The organism is Merdimonas faecis, assembly GCF_001754075.1.
Lineage (GTDB): Bacteria > Bacillota > Clostridia > Lachnospirales > Lachnospiraceae > Merdimonas > Merdimonas faecis.
Genome location: NZ_MIEH01000018.1, coordinates 135,601 through 149,375, shown reverse-complemented (window position 1 = coordinate 149,375; position 13,775 = coordinate 135,601). Strand labels below are relative to the sequence as shown.

The window sequence follows — 13,775 nt, the reverse complement described above, 5'->3', positions numbered from 1 at the left end:
ATGGAGGATTTAAATTATTACACTGGCAGTTGATTCATATTCTGGAATTTTTTTCAGCCAGTCGCTGTTTTCCCGGATCAGAAGATCCGCGGCTTCGTTGGCTTTTTGCAGGATCTTTGCATCCTGGTACACGTCGCCTAAGCGGAAGTTCATAAGTCCGCTCTGGCGGATGCCAAACAGGTCGCCGGGTCCCCGAAGCTTCAGATCCTCGCTTGCGATCTTGAAGCCGTCGTTGGAATGATTCAGTATATCCAGCCGCTCCTTGGCCTCTTTTGCTTTGGAAGCAGTCATAAAAATACAATAAGACTGATGCTTTCCTCTTCCCACGCGGCCCCGGAGCTGATGAAGCTGGGCAAGTCCGAACCGCTCGGCATTTTCGATCATCATCACGGTGGCATTCGGCACGTCGATCCCCACCTCGATCACCGTGGTAGACACCAAAATCTGGATCTCATTTTTGGCAAACCGTTCCATGATCTCGTCCTTTTCCGCCTGCTTCATCCTGCCGTGCAGACAGGACACCACGATCCCCTCTCCCATCTCTTCCTGCAGCATGGAAGAATAATCCAGCACATTCTCGGCTTCCAGGCTCTCGCTTTCTTCCACCATAGGGCAGATGATATAGCACTGTCTGCCCTCTCCGATCTGTTTTTTCATAAATGTATAGGCCGTGGCATGGTAGCCGGTATCCACCACACAGTTTTTGATAGGCAGACGGTTCGCCGGCAGCTCGTCGATCACGGAAATGTCCAGGTCCCCATACAAAATAATGGCAAGAGTCCGGGGGATCGGCGTCGCACTCATGACCAGCACGTGAGGCACTCCGCCCTTTTTCGCAAAGGTCTCCCGCTGCTTCACCCCGAACCGATGCTGCTCGTCTGTCACCACCAGCGCCAGATTGTCATAGTTCACCGCATCCTGGATCAGCGCATGGGTTCCCACGATGATCTTCGCATAGCCGCACTCGATCCGGTCATAGGCCCTTCGTTTCTCTTTGGTGGTCATAGATCCGGTCAGAAGTTCTGCCTTTACCGGGATCTGGTGCTCCTCCAGCATCCGGGTAATGGTAGCATAATGCTGTCTTGCCAGCACCTCCGTCGGCGCCATCATAGCCGCCTGCATCCCGTTTAAAGCCACCGTCAGGAGCGCTAAAAACGCCACGATCGTCTTTCCGGAACCCACGTCTCCCTGAACCAGCCTGGACATCACCGTATCTGACGCCATATCCGCGGAAATCTCCTTCCAGACCTTCTTCTGCGCCCCGGTCAGTTCATAGGGCAGTTCCTTTATAAATTCCTCCACCCGCGGGCTGGCCGGTATCACATAGTCATTGCCAAACCTTTCATTTTTATCCCTCAGCTTCCGAAGCGCCAGGATGAACTCCAGGAACTCCTCAAACACCAGCCGCTCCCTGGCCTGATAAAACACCTGCTTATCTTCAGGAAAATGGATCCCCCGCATGGCAAAATTATATTCTGCCAGCCCGTACTTCAGACGTACATTTTCAGGGAGCGTCTCTTTCGACGGGTTCAGGCCCGAAAGCGCCTGCTGTACGGCCTTTGCCACCATATGATTAGTCAGCCCGGTGGTCAGGCCATAGACTGGCTGCAGGGTGTCCTTTTTTTCTTCATATTTTTCACTGGGGTAAAAAATCTCCGGATGCTCCATGGTCAGCACCTGCTTCCTGCTGACCACCCGTCCCCTTAAGGTAACTGCTCCTCCCTTTGCAAACGTATTCCGGAGAAACGGCATCCGAAACCAGATGACCTTCAAAGTCCCGGTCAGATCCTTCAGCATCAGCGTCGTCACCTGCAGCTTCCGGCTTCCGGAAACCTGCACCCTTCCAAAAATCATCCCTGTCACGGTCTGGACCTTTCCTTCCTCCAGCTCTCCGATGGGCACTGCCTCTTCATATACGTCATAGCCTCTGGGATAATATCGGATCAGATCTCCGACCGTCTCGATGCCGACCTTCGCAAACAGTCTCTGGGTCTTCTCCCCGATTCCCTTTAATTCCGCTATATTTGTCTGTTCAATCATATTCGTCCTGCCCTCATCCTTTTTCTCGAACTACAGCAAAAGGGCGGAATCCTCCGCCCTTTCCTCTTTCTTATTCTATCATCAGACCAGACTCGGAAACTGCTTATTCTACCGCCATCACATAATAGTAAATGGGCTGACCGCCGAAGTGGAAGTCCACATCTACATCCGGATAAAGCTCTTCCACCTCCGCAGCGAATTTCTCCGCCTCTTCTTCCGACACTTCTTCTCCATAGTACAGGCTGATCAGCTCGGAATCCTCATCCACCAGCTCTGCCAGCATCTCTTTGGCGGTTGCCTCTACTTCAGTTCCAACCGCAAGAATTCCCTTGTCGCCGATTCCCATGATATCTCCTTCATGGATTTCCTTATCATCCACATGGGTATCCCGGACCGCATATGTCACCTGTCCGGTCTTCACCTGCTGGATTCCCTCCAGCATTGCCTCTTCGTTCGCTTTCGCATCCGCATCCGGCATGAAGCTGATGATCGCAGTAATTCCCTGCGGTACTGTCTTGGTCGGGATCACGACAATCTCCTTTTCCTTGACCAGCGCTTTTGCCTGGTTTGCAGCAAGCACAATGTTTTTATTATTCGGAAGGATAAACACGGTATTCGCATTGACCTGATCAATGGCGTTCAGCATATCCTCTGTGCTTGGATTCATAGTCTGCCCGCCTTCAATAATATAATCAGCGCCCAGCTCCCGGAAAATCTCATTCAATCCTTCGCCGATAGATACCGTGATGAAGCCCATAGCCTTTCTCGGCTCCTGCGCCTTTTGTGCCTTTTCCTTTTCAGCCTCTTCCGCAGCCTGTTTGGCCGCCATCTTCTCTGCATCGCGGATCAGCTTTTCCTGGTGTTCTTCCCTCATATTGTCAATCTTCATCCTTGACAGCTGTCCATAGGTCAATGCCCTCTGGATCGCCAGTCCCGGATCGTTGGTGTGTACGTGGACCTTTACCACATCCTCATCCGCCACGCAGACGATAGAATCACCGATAGAAGAAAGATAAGCCTTAAAGTCCCGCTCCTCTTCTTCGGTAAATTCCCTCTCTGTCAGAATAATAAACTCTGTACAATATCCAAATTTAATATCTGCTGTCTCCTGGGCGCCGATCTTTGTCACTGCACTTCCCGTGCCCGGGGTGATAGCACTTAAGTCGATCTCTTTTCCCTGGAAAGCAGCGTAAGCTCCTTTGATCACCTCAATCAGGCCCTGACCGCCGGAATCCACTACTCCGGCCTCTTTCAGAACCGGGAGCATGTCCGGTGTCTTTGCAAGCACCTCTTCCGCATGCTCGATCACTGCCGGAAGAAAGGCCTCCAGATCATCCGTCTCCTCTGCCAGTTCCGCAGCTCTGGCTGCAATCCCGCTGGCCACGGTAAGAATGGTTCCTTCCTTCGGCTTCATAACCGCTTTATAAGCCGTATCTCTTGCTCTCTGGCATGCCGCCGCAAGCGTCATCGCATCAATCTCTTCTTCATCCCGGATTGCTTTCGTAAATCCCCTAAGAAGCTGTGAGAGAATCACGCCGGAATTTCCCCTGGCACCCCTTAAGGAACCGGATGAAATTGCCTTTGCAAGATCCTTCATGTTCCGGTCGTCAAGTGCCATTACCTCTTTTGCGGCCGACATAATGGTCAGAGACATATTCGTCCCCGTATCACCGTCCGGCACCGGGAAAACATTCAGCTCATTGATGATCTCCTTTTTTGCTTCTATATTCTGAGCGCCTGCCAGAAACATTCTGGCGAGCATATCTGCATTTATAGTTTTCGTAGCCACTTCTTATGTTCCTCCTTAACTAATCGATGACTCTGACGCCTTCAATGTAGATATTGATCTTATCCACCGGCATTCCTGAGAATTCTTCTACCCGGTATTTCACATTGCTGATCAGATTCTCGGTCACTGCCGAAATGCTGACGCCATAGGCAACGATGATATGGAAGTCAATGGTGATATGATTTTCGTCTGATATTCCAACCTGGATTCCCTTTGTCAGACTCTCCTTTTTCAGGAGATGGACCAGCCCGTCCTTCATATTAACAGCAGCCATCCCGACGATGCCAAAACATTCTACCGCTACAGTTCCCGCATATTTTGCGATCACTTCCTGGTCAACTGTTATGATACCCAAATCCGTACTCATGCATCCTTTCATATTTCAAACCTCCGTTTTCTATGTCTATACACACAAAACATAATTTAAGTTATTATACTCTTTTTCCCCTGGTTTTACAATACAGATCCCTTGAAAAGAGGCCCGTTCACGCCAAAAAAATCCAGGCCCTTAAAGAACCTGGATTTTATTCCGTTAAACTAAGCACGCTCTACTTTTCCGGATTTCAGGCAAGAAGTACATACATACATCTTCTTTGTACCACCGTTCTCCGTCTTTACACGAACTGATTTTACATTTGATTTCCACATCTTTGGTGTTTTTCTATGAGAGTGGCTGACATTGTTTCCAAAGTGAGCACCCTTTTCACAAATAGCACATTTAGCCATGACTGCACCTCCTAACGCTCCGTAATCATCTGTTCTCCAGACTCACAACAATAGTATTCTAACAGATATGACCTGCAAAAGCAAGTACTATTTTTAAATTAACCGAAACATTCTTTTTCATTCAGCAAAAAAACAGGTTATAACCCGCAAGCACGCACAGTAGAATACATAACACTTCCACAAATGTATTCGGCAGCACCAGGGCGAGAATAATCCCCACCGCCACCCAGAACAGCGCAAATCCTATGACACGCTTCATTTCCATGCCCCCGGCATTTTTTTACATTATATGTCGGCGTCATCCAGGATATCCATCACATCTTCTTCCGTCATTTTCTCATCCTTGTCTCCGGTAAACTTATCGATCACATCCGGCACCATATCCAGGATCTTGGTGATCGTATCCTGATTTTTAATATTGACAAGCCTGGTGTGCCCATTCTGGATCACCAGAACCGCACAGGGTGTCATCTTGCCTCCAATGCCTCCTGCTCCCCGCTCCTTCTTCTCTGCATTAAACGCACCTGCGCCTACCGCAAAAGAAACGTCCACCAGAGGAAGAATGATCGTATCATTGATATGGATCGCTTCTCCTACCACCGTTTTGGAAGAGACCACACCATCCATTCCATGAAACAAGGCCTCCACTGTTCCTTTAAAATTATTGTCTGCCATCTTCAAATCCTCCTCTATAATTCAAAACTTCTGATATGACGATAAGTTGTCCGCACATCCTTAGCCCAGATCAGCCGCAAGAGAAGCAGGACTATGTGGATCAGCCTGATCTTTCCTTTGATGTAAAGATCCCCCTCCAGAACACGCTTCTCAAAATCCGGCTCTATTGCAAGCGCCTCCCCTGTCCACGGATAGAAAAGAGCTGCCCCCGCCAGAACCTGTCCTGTTCGGTAGGGATCTTCAAATCCATAATGCACCCGTCCGGAAAACCTTTTCGGGCGGAGCTTTGCAAACAGGCGCAGAACCTCCTTTTTCACCTTCTGAAACGCCGCCTTGTGCACCTTGTCGGTAAGGAAGCTCTGGATCTTGTCCTTTTTCTCTGACAATGTCTTTATTTTACCACACAACCTCTGAAATGTATATTTGATCTTCTGATAAAATCTCCGGATCCTGTCAGCTACTTTTTCAAAGATCGACGGCTTGTCTTCCAGAATCTCTTCGCTTCTTTGGACGCTCTTCTTAATCTTCCCCGGTATTTCGGATTGTTTTTCAGCTTTTTCAGGCTCTTTTTCAGACTTTTCCACAGCTTTCTCCACCTTTTCAGCTGCTTCTTTCTTTTCTTCCAGCCTGACAGTTTCATTTTTCGGAGGCTCCTCAGCCCTCCTGGCTTTTGAAGCTTCTTGAGTTTTTGGAACTCTCTGATCTTTTTCATCCCTCTTATCTTTTTCATCCGTGTCCACCCTCTCTTCTATACTATTTTCCTGATTCATGTGTTTCCACGCCACACGAAGCTTCCATCTGAATTCCTGCTCCTCGTAGACTGCAGAAAACGAAAGCAGGTGCAAAAGCCATGTAATCTTCGCTTTCGCCCGTATGCCTTTGACCGTGCCGTCGCACGCCGCCTCTCCCTGATAACAGACAGGCGTAAACAAAACAATACATACCAGCAATACCAGTATCCCCAGTATCACTACGATTATAATCCCGATAATCTTTAAGACTAACAATAGAATATGCAGCATCTTACTTTTCCTGTTCTTTATTTAATATGTAGGAACGGATATCTGCTCCCTTTGTCTCATTATACACTTCCTTTGTGATTTGTTCCACTAATTCCAACGCTTCTTCATAACCTTTTGTAATTCCCACCACAAAATGGTCCGTCTGCGGAAAAGAAGGCTGAAGAAACAGTACACTATTCCAGATCTCCAGCTGGTTATTTCCATTATATGACAGTGTGATCAGATAGATATCCATCTGAAACTTCTTTTTTTCCAGCTTTGCAATGATCCGCTCTTTCTTCTTTTTCAGTCCTTCTGAAAGATAAAGATATCTGTAATACCGCATATCCTCCCGCTCCTCTAATAATAATAAGAATCAAACACCTGCTTTGCCACATCCACCGCCCTGGCAGCTCCATCAGCACTCTCAATAATCACACTGATGACCAGATCCGGATTATCCACATTGCTCATCCCGACAAACCAGGAGTGATCTTTTTCCTTATCCGAGCTGTACTCCGCCGTTCCGGTTTTCCCGGCAGCCGTATAGGACTGGCCGGAAAGAGCGGATGCGGTTCCGTACTGTACCACGCTTGTCATATAATCCTTCAGCGCCGCCGCTTCCTGAGACGTCATCAGAGTCTGAAATTCTTCCGGCGTATTTTTATCAATCTCTGTCCCGGTATAATTTGTAACGGAATCCACAAGATATGGTTCCATCAGCACACCGCCGTTAGCAATCGCACTGGTGATCAGCGCCATATGGTAAGGGCTTACCTGGGTTTCCCCCTGCCCCATGGCAGTCATCATCCGGTCTGCGGTGCTTCCCGACTCATCCAGCGCAAAACTGCTCTTGCTGTATGGCAGTACTGACGGCAGACTGGAATTGAAGAGAAGATCCTCTGCCGTATTCCGGAAACTGCTGATGTCAAGAGACAGACCAATATTACAGAAAGAAGCATTGCAGGAATAAGCCAAACTGTCCCGGAAATTCACCGTGCCATGCACATGTCCGTTATAGCACCGGATCGTGGTGCCGTCCTGTTCAATCGCACCGGTACAGGTATAGCTGTAACTGTCATAAGACGGATTTTCCCGCATATACTCTAAAGCCGTCACCAGCTTAAACGCAGATCCCGGCGCATACTGTCCCTGAGTCGCCCGGTTCAAAAGCGCACTGTCCGGATCTGAATTGAGCGCCTCCCAGTTCGCAGAGACAGCTCCCGGATCAAAATCCGGTTTCGACACCATAGCCAGAATCTTCCCCGTATCCGGCTCCATCACGACCACGGCCCCCTTATTGCCGCCCAGTGCGTCAGAAGCCGCCTGCTGAAGTTCCACATCCAGTGTGGTTACCACTGTATCCCCCGTATTTTTCTGATCCTGGAACTCATTCCTTAGCTTTTCCAGGAAAAACGCATTGGAAGTCAGAAGCTCAAAATTCATCTCCGACTCCAGCCCTGCTTTCCCCTGATCGCTGTATCCTACCACGTGCGCAAAAAGACTGCCGTAGGGATACTCCCGCACCTCGCTGCCGTCCGCCTGTACCTCTGAATGAGCCAGCACATTCCCGTTCCGGTCCACAATATCGCCCCGGACCACCCGGTCCGCATAAGAATCCTGTCTTGCATTATAAGAGCTCCTTATGATATCCCGACTCTGTACTACCTGGAAATATACAATATATCCCATCATCACTAGAAACAGAGCCACGAAAAAATAAGTGACCCTAGCGAATTCTTTGTTCCTTTCGCGCTTTTCTTTGGCCTTTCTCTTGTCCCTTCTGCCCGCTTCTTTTCGGTCTTTCCGGGACATTGCCCGCATTTCCTGCTCTCGCCTTAGCTTCCTGTCCGCTTCTCTTTGCTCGTAGCCTTTCCTTCTTCTTTCTTTCAATAGTCTCTTCCTCGTCCTCTCTTAAAATATAAAGTCCCTGAATGATCGCAAACATAATCAGTGTACTGACAAGTGAACTTCCGCCGTAGCTGACCAGCGGAAGCGTCACGCCGGTAGACGGGATAAACTTTGTCACTCCGCCGATCGTAAGAAATACCTGGAAGATATAACAGGTTCCAAGCCCCAATGCCACCAGCTTGTAAAACATGCTTCTCAGCTGCATGGCAATATTCAAAAACATAATATAGACACTGACGCAGACCAGTATGAGACAGAGTGCAAAAATGATCCCCATCTCTTCCGCAATGGCAGAGAAGATAAAGTCCTCCGATGCCACTGGGATCGTATCCGGCTCTCCCTGAAAAAGTCCCATTCCAAACCAGCCTCCGGTGCCGATCGCAAACAGGGACTGAGCCACCTGGTACCCGCCGTTGTCATAAGCCGCAAACGGATCCCGCCAGACAATGACACGGGTCCTGACATGGCTGAATAGATAATAAGCCGCCACCGACGCCACACTTCCCGCCCCCAGGCCAGCCAGTACATAAAGCGGCTGCCTGGTTGCCACGTACAGCATGGCCAGATATACGATGAAAATGATCAGCGCCGCTCCCAGATCCCTGGAAATCACAAGAATCAGTACATGGAAGGCCGCTACAGCCGTAGTGATTACAATATTGCGGAATTCCAGTGATTTCTTAAAGCTGGAGGCCACAAAAAATACAAAGATAATCTTTACCACCTCGGAGGGCTGCACGCTGATGCCTCCGATGGAAAATCCCAGCATAGCGCCATAGGATACCTGGCCGATGACAACCACGATCGCCAGCGAAAACAGGCCGGCCACTCCATAAAAAGTACGCCATTCCGATAAAAGCTTAAACTTCCGAATGATCACCGGCACCACCAGGCTGAGTGCGATGGCCCCGGCCGCGATCACATACTGCTTGACCGCATTTTCATAATCAAGACGCGTCAGCATGATCATGCCTATGCAGAGCAGCATACACATGTTATTGACTACCAGACGCGATACCTTTGGATAGATGTTGGTATACAGAAGGATCGTAGCCCCAAACAGTACTACCTGCATAAGATAAAATCCCAGCATGCGGATATCCTCCGTCTGCAGATACATCACCATATATGCCACCAGCTGAATCGCAAACATTAATACATTCTGCTTCCGGAGAAGCCTTTGTTTCCGGTCCGGATCCGAAAAGCCAAAAATACTGAAGCACAGATATGTATAGACCGTCATCAGTATGATCATCAGATATTTAGATACTTCAACTATAATATTGACCAATATTTCACCTACTTTACTCCCCGTTTCGTATGTCCCCTGGTAAATTCCATCTCCGGGACGCCGACTCTTTCCCCGTTAAGAAAAGCTCTCTGATAAACGCCGGCCATCTTTATCACTTCTTCCGGCCTCTCTGTTGAAAAGTCCAGCCGCACCTCTCCCGGTCTCAGTTCCAGGATCTTTTCTGCCTGATCGGCAAGAAAAAGCGGCGCTGAATTATATATAATATTATAACAATAATCACAGCAGGCTTTCACAGCAAATTTTTTCCGGTACCGGTCAGTGATATACAGATATCCCGGCCTTTTTTCACACCCCCCCGTCGTCCGCTTTATACAATTTGCCGTCAGCATCACCGGCTGATACCCATATGCGATGAGAGTCTGCCCTTCGATCCCCAGCTCCCGAAGCTCTTTAAAATTCAGTTCCACCGAAGCTGTCACCGCTTCCAGTCCCTCTCCTATTAAAAAGTCTCTGCTTCGTCTGTTGCATGCATATAGATTGTAATCGGAACGGACCGGCTTTTTATATTCCCGGTCCTGAAGCCACTTTAGGCTCTCCAGGTTGCGGATCAGGACGCCGTCATAATCACGAAGTGCTTCCTGATAATCCCTTTCAAACTTCGTTTTCGTTTCCTCCCGGAAAATATAAGGCATGGCCAGATAATAACCCGGTGCTCTTCTGTCCGGATTTTTCCTGCTGTCTTCCATGATTTTTCTGACAGCCGGACGGTTCCCGGTCATACTGTCCACATAGATACGCTCTACCCCGGGAATCGAAAGCGCCGCCTGAAGCTGTGGAACTGTCTGCACCAAGACAGCCAGTACCGGCTCTCTCTCCACAGCGCTCCGGCTCTCAGGTGCCGGTGTCTCTTCCACTTTTTCCGGATTCCGTAACAACATTCCAGGGCTCTCCCTGTGATACGCTTTCAGGATCTCCCACTCCAGCTTTTCAAGCCCTTTTCTGCGGAGTTCATTTAACGCCTGCATAGGAAGGAAAAACGCTCCTTCCATTTGAATATCCAGTTGTTCAAACTGGAAAGCTGAATTTCCTGTCTTACGCATCTGCTTTTCTACCCGCTGTGGATCTAACGGCTGCTTTTTCGCCGGCTCTGGTACGGGGCCTTCATATTCCAGACTGCATCTTTTGCTTTCCAGTAACAGTTTAACATGTTTTTCCGGAGAAAATATTAACTTCCCATTAATTTTTTCTTTGATTTCCGGAAGCGCCCCGGCCGCATCCTTTGTCCCTTCCGCATATTCCCGCGCCTTAGGGCGCTTTAGAGAAATCATCTGTTTTCCATTATGTTGCCGGTAATATCCTTCTGTATAGCCCCGTCTCTGGTATGCGCCAAGGAGCCTTCTTCTGTCCTCCTCCGACACCTGGTACGGTCTTTCTCCGGCAAGGCAAAGATCAGCATACTTCCTGTAAATCTCTACTGCCCCCGCCACATAGTCCGGCTGCTTCATCCTGCCTTCGATCTTAAAAGAATCAATCCCGGCATCAAGAAGCTCCGGCAAAAGATCGATGGTACACAGATCCTTCAGACTCATAAGATCTGAGGGTCTGCCCTCTTTTACGCTGTAGGGAAGGCGGCAGGGCTGGGCGCACTGCCCACGGTTTCCGCTCCTGCCTCCGATCATGCTGCTTAAAAGACACTGTCCGGAATAACAGTAACAGAGGGCCCCGTGAACGAAACACTCCACAGAAAGGCCCGTTTTTTCTTTGATCTTCCGGATCTCCGGAAGCGAAATCTCCCGCGCAGGGACAACCCGCACATACCCATTTCCCTGCAGAAAAGCGGCGCCATCTGCTCCTGTCACCGCCATCTGGGTGCTGGCGTGAAGCTCCATGTCCGGAAATGCCTGGCGGATCACTGTCCCCACACCAAAATCCTGTACGATCACCCCGTCAAGCCCCTGTCTGTAAAACGGCAGGAGGAAATCGTACACACTGTCAATCTCTGATTGTTTCACCAGTGTATTCACTGTCAGATACAGCTTCCGCTCTTTCATATGCACATAGTCTAAAGCAAAAAGCAGCTCTTCCTCTGTAAAATTTGCCGCGTAGGCCCTTGCACCAAACCGGCTTCCGCCCACATATACCGCATCGGCCCCCGCCCTCACTGCCGCAAGAAGCGCGTCCTTATTTCCTGCAGGAGCCAAGATTTTTACTACCTGTTCTTTCATCACTTTCCTCTTGAAAAAAGGCTGTCCAAGGACAGCCTATTTTTTACGATTATTCTTTATCTCTGTTTCCAGCTGGACAATCTTCATCTGCAGCTCCTTGTTCTCTTCCTTTAACTTGTCCATCGCCTTTTCTGCATTTTCCAGCTTGATCTGAACAGATATCAGTTCATGCTTCAGATCATACATCTCTTTATCTTTTGTCTCAATATCACTTTCCAGCGTGCCGCCCTGCTTCTTTGCCTTAAAATAGTCATCTGCAATATTCAGCGCCAGTAAGATACTCCTTGTCTCCGAGCTCTGCTTCCGATATCCGTCGCTGCTGCTGCACTCCTCAATTTTGTGGTTCAGGTATGTAGACACTTTCTGCAGATACTCTTCGCTCTCAAATCCACTGAGTGTAAATACCTTTCCCCCGATCAGTACTTCTGTATAATTTTTTGATGATGCCATGAGAAGCCTCCTCGAACTTTCATAATCTTGATACCTATTATAAACTAAACCGGTATAAAAACCAACTATTTTTCTTCTTTTTCCCGGGAAATTCCCAGATGTGCCCATGCCTGGTCCGTAACAATACGGCCTCTTGGCGTCCTCTGGATAAATCCATTCTTCAGAAGATAGGGTTCCAGCACATCCTCGATCGTGCCCGCATCCTCGCCAAGCGCTGCCGCCAGCGTATCAAGTCCCACCGGGCCTCCGCCAAACTTCTCGATCATCAGAATAAGCAGATCCCGGTCTGTCTGATCCAGTCCTTCCTTATCCACATCCAGAAGATCCAGTGCATAATCTGCTACCTCCCGGGTGATATAACCGTCATATTTAACCTGGGCAAAATCCCGTACCCGCTTCAAAAGACGGTTTGCAAGTCTTGGCGTGCCTCTGGAGCGCTTCGCTAAGGCTTCCGCCCCTTTTTCATCAATTCCCACTTCCAGTACCCTGGCAGATCTGAGAATGATAGTCTTTAACTCTTCTACCGTATAATATTCCATTCTGGTTACCACGCCAAACCGGTCTCTTAGAGGAGCTGTCAGCATCCCGGCCCGGGTGGTTGCTCCTACCAGTGTGAATTTCGGCAGATCCAGACGGATCGAACGGGCACTGGCTCCTTTTCCGATCATAATATCAATCGCATAGTCCTCCATCGCCGGATACAGTACTTCTTCTACCTGGCGGTTCAGGCGGTGGATCTCATCTACGAACAGTACGTCGCCCTCCTGGAGATTATTTAAGATTGCCGCCATTTCTCCCGGCTTCTCAATCGCCGGCCCGGAGGTGATCTTCATGTGCACCTGCATCTCATTGGCTATGATCCCCGCCAGCGTTGTCTTGCCAAGCCCCGGCGGACCATAGAAAAGCACATGGTCCAGCGCTTCCTTTCTGGCCTTTGCCGCCTCAATATAAATCTTCAGAGTCTCTTTTGCTTTCTCCTGGCCGATATAATCCTCCAGAAGCTGAGGCCGGAGATGATTCTCTATCTTCTTATCTTCTTCCAGATTCTCTGTCGTGATAATTCTTCTGCTCATGCTTCGTTCCTCATATCCATCCTAAAATGTCATATACTTCAGCGCCTGCTTCAGCAGGTCTTCCGCTTCCATCTCATTATTCCATTCCACCTGCCGTACGGCTTTTAACGCCTCTGTGCTTCCATAGCCGAGCGCCACCAGAGCCTGCACCGCATCATTCTGGACATCTCCCATGTGTCCCGGCACTCCGGTACTCTCCGTCTCCCCTGCCGCATGTTCCAGCGCATCCTCCAGATGAAGCTTGTCCTTTAGCTCCAGGATCAGCTTTTCAGCCGTCTTTTTCCCGATCCCGGGGGCGGCACTGATCGCTTTCACATCGCCTGCCATCACTGCAAACCGGAGATCATCCGGCGTCAGGGCGGAAAGGATCCCAAGTCCTCCTTTCGGTCCGATACCACTGACGCTGATCAGCAGCCGAAAAACCTGAAGCGCATCCCTCGTAAGGAAGCCATACAGCTGCATCGCATCTTCCTTGACATTTAAATAAGTGTGGATCCTGACCTCGGTACCGGCAGGTCCAAGACGGCTCATATCCTGTCCTGACATATAAATGCCGTATCCAACGCCGCCTACATCCACGACCACCTTGTCCTCTTCAAAAAAGGCCAGAGTACCTCTGATATATGAAATCAT

The 13,775-nt window shown here is 49.2% G+C and carries 14 protein-coding genes; all 14 read right to left on the bottom strand.

What is annotated here, in order from left to right:
- Positions 1–9: 9 nt before the first annotated feature.
- Positions 10–2,040 (bottom strand): ATP-dependent DNA helicase RecG, encoded by a 2,031-nt coding sequence (gene recG / locus BKD12_RS09420; RefSeq protein WP_070089069.1) that lies wholly within the window; start codon positions 2,038–2,040, stop codon positions 10–12.
- Between the two features lie 103 nt (positions 2,041–2,143).
- A complete protein-coding gene (locus BKD12_RS09415; protein WP_070089068.1) occupies positions 2,144–3,829 on the bottom strand; it encodes a DAK2 domain-containing protein in 1,686 nt (561 codons plus the stop codon).
- A 19-nt stretch (positions 3,830–3,848) separates the two neighbouring features.
- Positions 3,849–4,208 carry an Asp23/Gls24 family envelope stress response protein gene (locus BKD12_RS09410; protein WP_070089067.1) on the bottom strand — a complete coding sequence of 120 codons (360 nt, stop codon included), beginning with the start codon at positions 4,206–4,208 and terminating at the stop codon, positions 3,849–3,851.
- A 158-nt stretch (positions 4,209–4,366) separates the two neighbouring features.
- Entirely contained in the window at positions 4,367–4,555 is a 189-nt protein-coding gene (gene rpmB, locus BKD12_RS09405) for a 50S ribosomal protein L28 (protein WP_070089066.1), read from the bottom strand.
- 121 nt (positions 4,556–4,676) lie between these two features.
- Positions 4,677–4,814 carry a hypothetical protein gene (locus BKD12_RS16955; RefSeq protein ID WP_176730952.1) on the bottom strand — a complete coding sequence of 46 codons (138 nt, stop codon included), beginning with the start codon at positions 4,812–4,814 and terminating at the stop codon, positions 4,677–4,679.
- A 26-nt stretch (positions 4,815–4,840) separates the two neighbouring features.
- A complete protein-coding gene (locus tag BKD12_RS09400) occupies positions 4,841–5,230 on the bottom strand; it encodes a GerW family sporulation protein (protein ID WP_070089065.1) in 390 nt (129 codons plus the stop codon).
- Between the two features lie 14 nt (positions 5,231–5,244).
- Positions 5,245–6,252 (bottom strand): DUF2953 domain-containing protein, encoded by a 1,008-nt coding sequence (locus BKD12_RS09395; protein ID WP_070089064.1) that lies wholly within the window; start codon positions 6,250–6,252, stop codon positions 5,245–5,247.
- Position 6,253: 1 nt separating this feature from the next.
- Positions 6,254–6,577 (bottom strand): hypothetical protein, encoded by a 324-nt coding sequence (locus BKD12_RS09390; protein ID WP_070089063.1) that lies wholly within the window; start codon positions 6,575–6,577, stop codon positions 6,254–6,256.
- A 14-nt stretch (positions 6,578–6,591) separates the two neighbouring features.
- Positions 6,592–7,923, bottom strand: coding sequence for a peptidoglycan D,D-transpeptidase FtsI family protein (locus BKD12_RS09385; RefSeq protein ID WP_070089473.1), 1,332 nt, complete (start codon positions 7,921–7,923; stop codon positions 6,592–6,594).
- Between the two features lie 37 nt (positions 7,924–7,960).
- Complete coding sequence (locus tag BKD12_RS09380) at positions 7,961–9,433, bottom strand: FtsW/RodA/SpoVE family cell cycle protein (protein WP_070089062.1); 1,473 nt, start codon at positions 9,431–9,433, stop codon at positions 7,961–7,963.
- Positions 9,434–9,441: 8 nt separating this feature from the next.
- On the bottom strand, positions 9,442–11,619 hold the full coding sequence (locus BKD12_RS09375) for a peptidase U32 family protein (RefSeq protein ID WP_070089061.1): 2,178 nt from the start codon (positions 11,617–11,619) through the stop codon (positions 9,442–9,444).
- A gap of 36 nt (positions 11,620–11,655) precedes the next feature.
- Positions 11,656–12,069, bottom strand: a complete 414-nt coding sequence (gene zapA / locus BKD12_RS09370; protein WP_070089060.1) for a cell division protein ZapA — start codon at positions 12,067–12,069, stop codon at positions 11,656–11,658.
- A 65-nt stretch (positions 12,070–12,134) separates the two neighbouring features.
- On the bottom strand, positions 12,135–13,142 hold the full coding sequence (gene ruvB / locus BKD12_RS09365) for a Holliday junction branch migration DNA helicase RuvB (RefSeq protein ID WP_070089059.1): 1,008 nt from the start codon (positions 13,140–13,142) through the stop codon (positions 12,135–12,137).
- Positions 13,143–13,163: 21 nt separating this feature from the next.
- Entirely contained in the window at positions 13,164–13,775 is a 612-nt protein-coding gene (gene ruvA / locus BKD12_RS09360; RefSeq protein WP_070089058.1) for a Holliday junction branch migration protein RuvA, read from the bottom strand.

What these genes read in the sequence shown, in the direction of transcription:
- recG (WP_070089069.1), bottom strand. Translation starts at nt 2,040, where the DNA reads ATGATTGAACAGACAAATATAGCGGAATTAAAGGGAATCGGGGAGAAG.
- BKD12_RS09410 (WP_070089067.1), bottom strand. Translation starts at nt 4,208, where the DNA reads ATGAAAGGATGCATGAGTACGGATTTGGGTATCATAACAGTTGACCAG.
- rpmB (WP_070089066.1), bottom strand. Translation starts at nt 4,555, where the DNA reads ATGGCTAAATGTGCTATTTGTGAAAAGGGTGCTCACTTTGGAAACAAT.
- BKD12_RS16955 (WP_176730952.1), bottom strand. Translation starts at nt 4,814, where the DNA reads ATGAAGCGTGTCATAGGATTTGCGCTGTTCTGGGTGGCGGTGGGGATT.
- BKD12_RS09400 (WP_070089065.1), bottom strand. Translation starts at nt 5,230, where the DNA reads ATGGCAGACAATAATTTTAAAGGAACAGTGGAGGCCTTGTTTCATGGA.
- BKD12_RS09395 (WP_070089064.1), bottom strand. Translation starts at nt 6,252, where the DNA reads ATGCTGCATATTCTATTGTTAGTCTTAAAGATTATCGGGATTATAATC.
- BKD12_RS09390 (WP_070089063.1), bottom strand. Translation starts at nt 6,577, where the DNA reads ATGCGGTATTACAGATATCTTTATCTTTCAGAAGGACTGAAAAAGAAG.
- BKD12_RS09385 (WP_070089473.1), bottom strand. Translation starts at nt 7,923, where the DNA reads ATGGGATATATTGTATATTTCCAGGTAGTACAGAGTCGGGATATCATA.
- BKD12_RS09375 (WP_070089061.1), bottom strand. Translation starts at nt 11,619, where the DNA reads ATGAAAGAACAGGTAGTAAAAATCTTGGCTCCTGCAGGAAATAAGGAC.
- zapA (WP_070089060.1), bottom strand. Translation starts at nt 12,069, where the DNA reads ATGGCATCATCAAAAAATTATACAGAAGTACTGATCGGGGGAAAGGTA.
- ruvB (WP_070089059.1), bottom strand. Translation starts at nt 13,142, where the DNA reads ATGAGCAGAAGAATTATCACGACAGAGAATCTGGAAGAAGATAAGAAG.
- ruvA (WP_070089058.1), bottom strand. Translation starts at nt 13,775, where the DNA reads ATGATTTCATATATCAGAGGTACTCTGGCCTTTTTTGAAGAGGACAAG.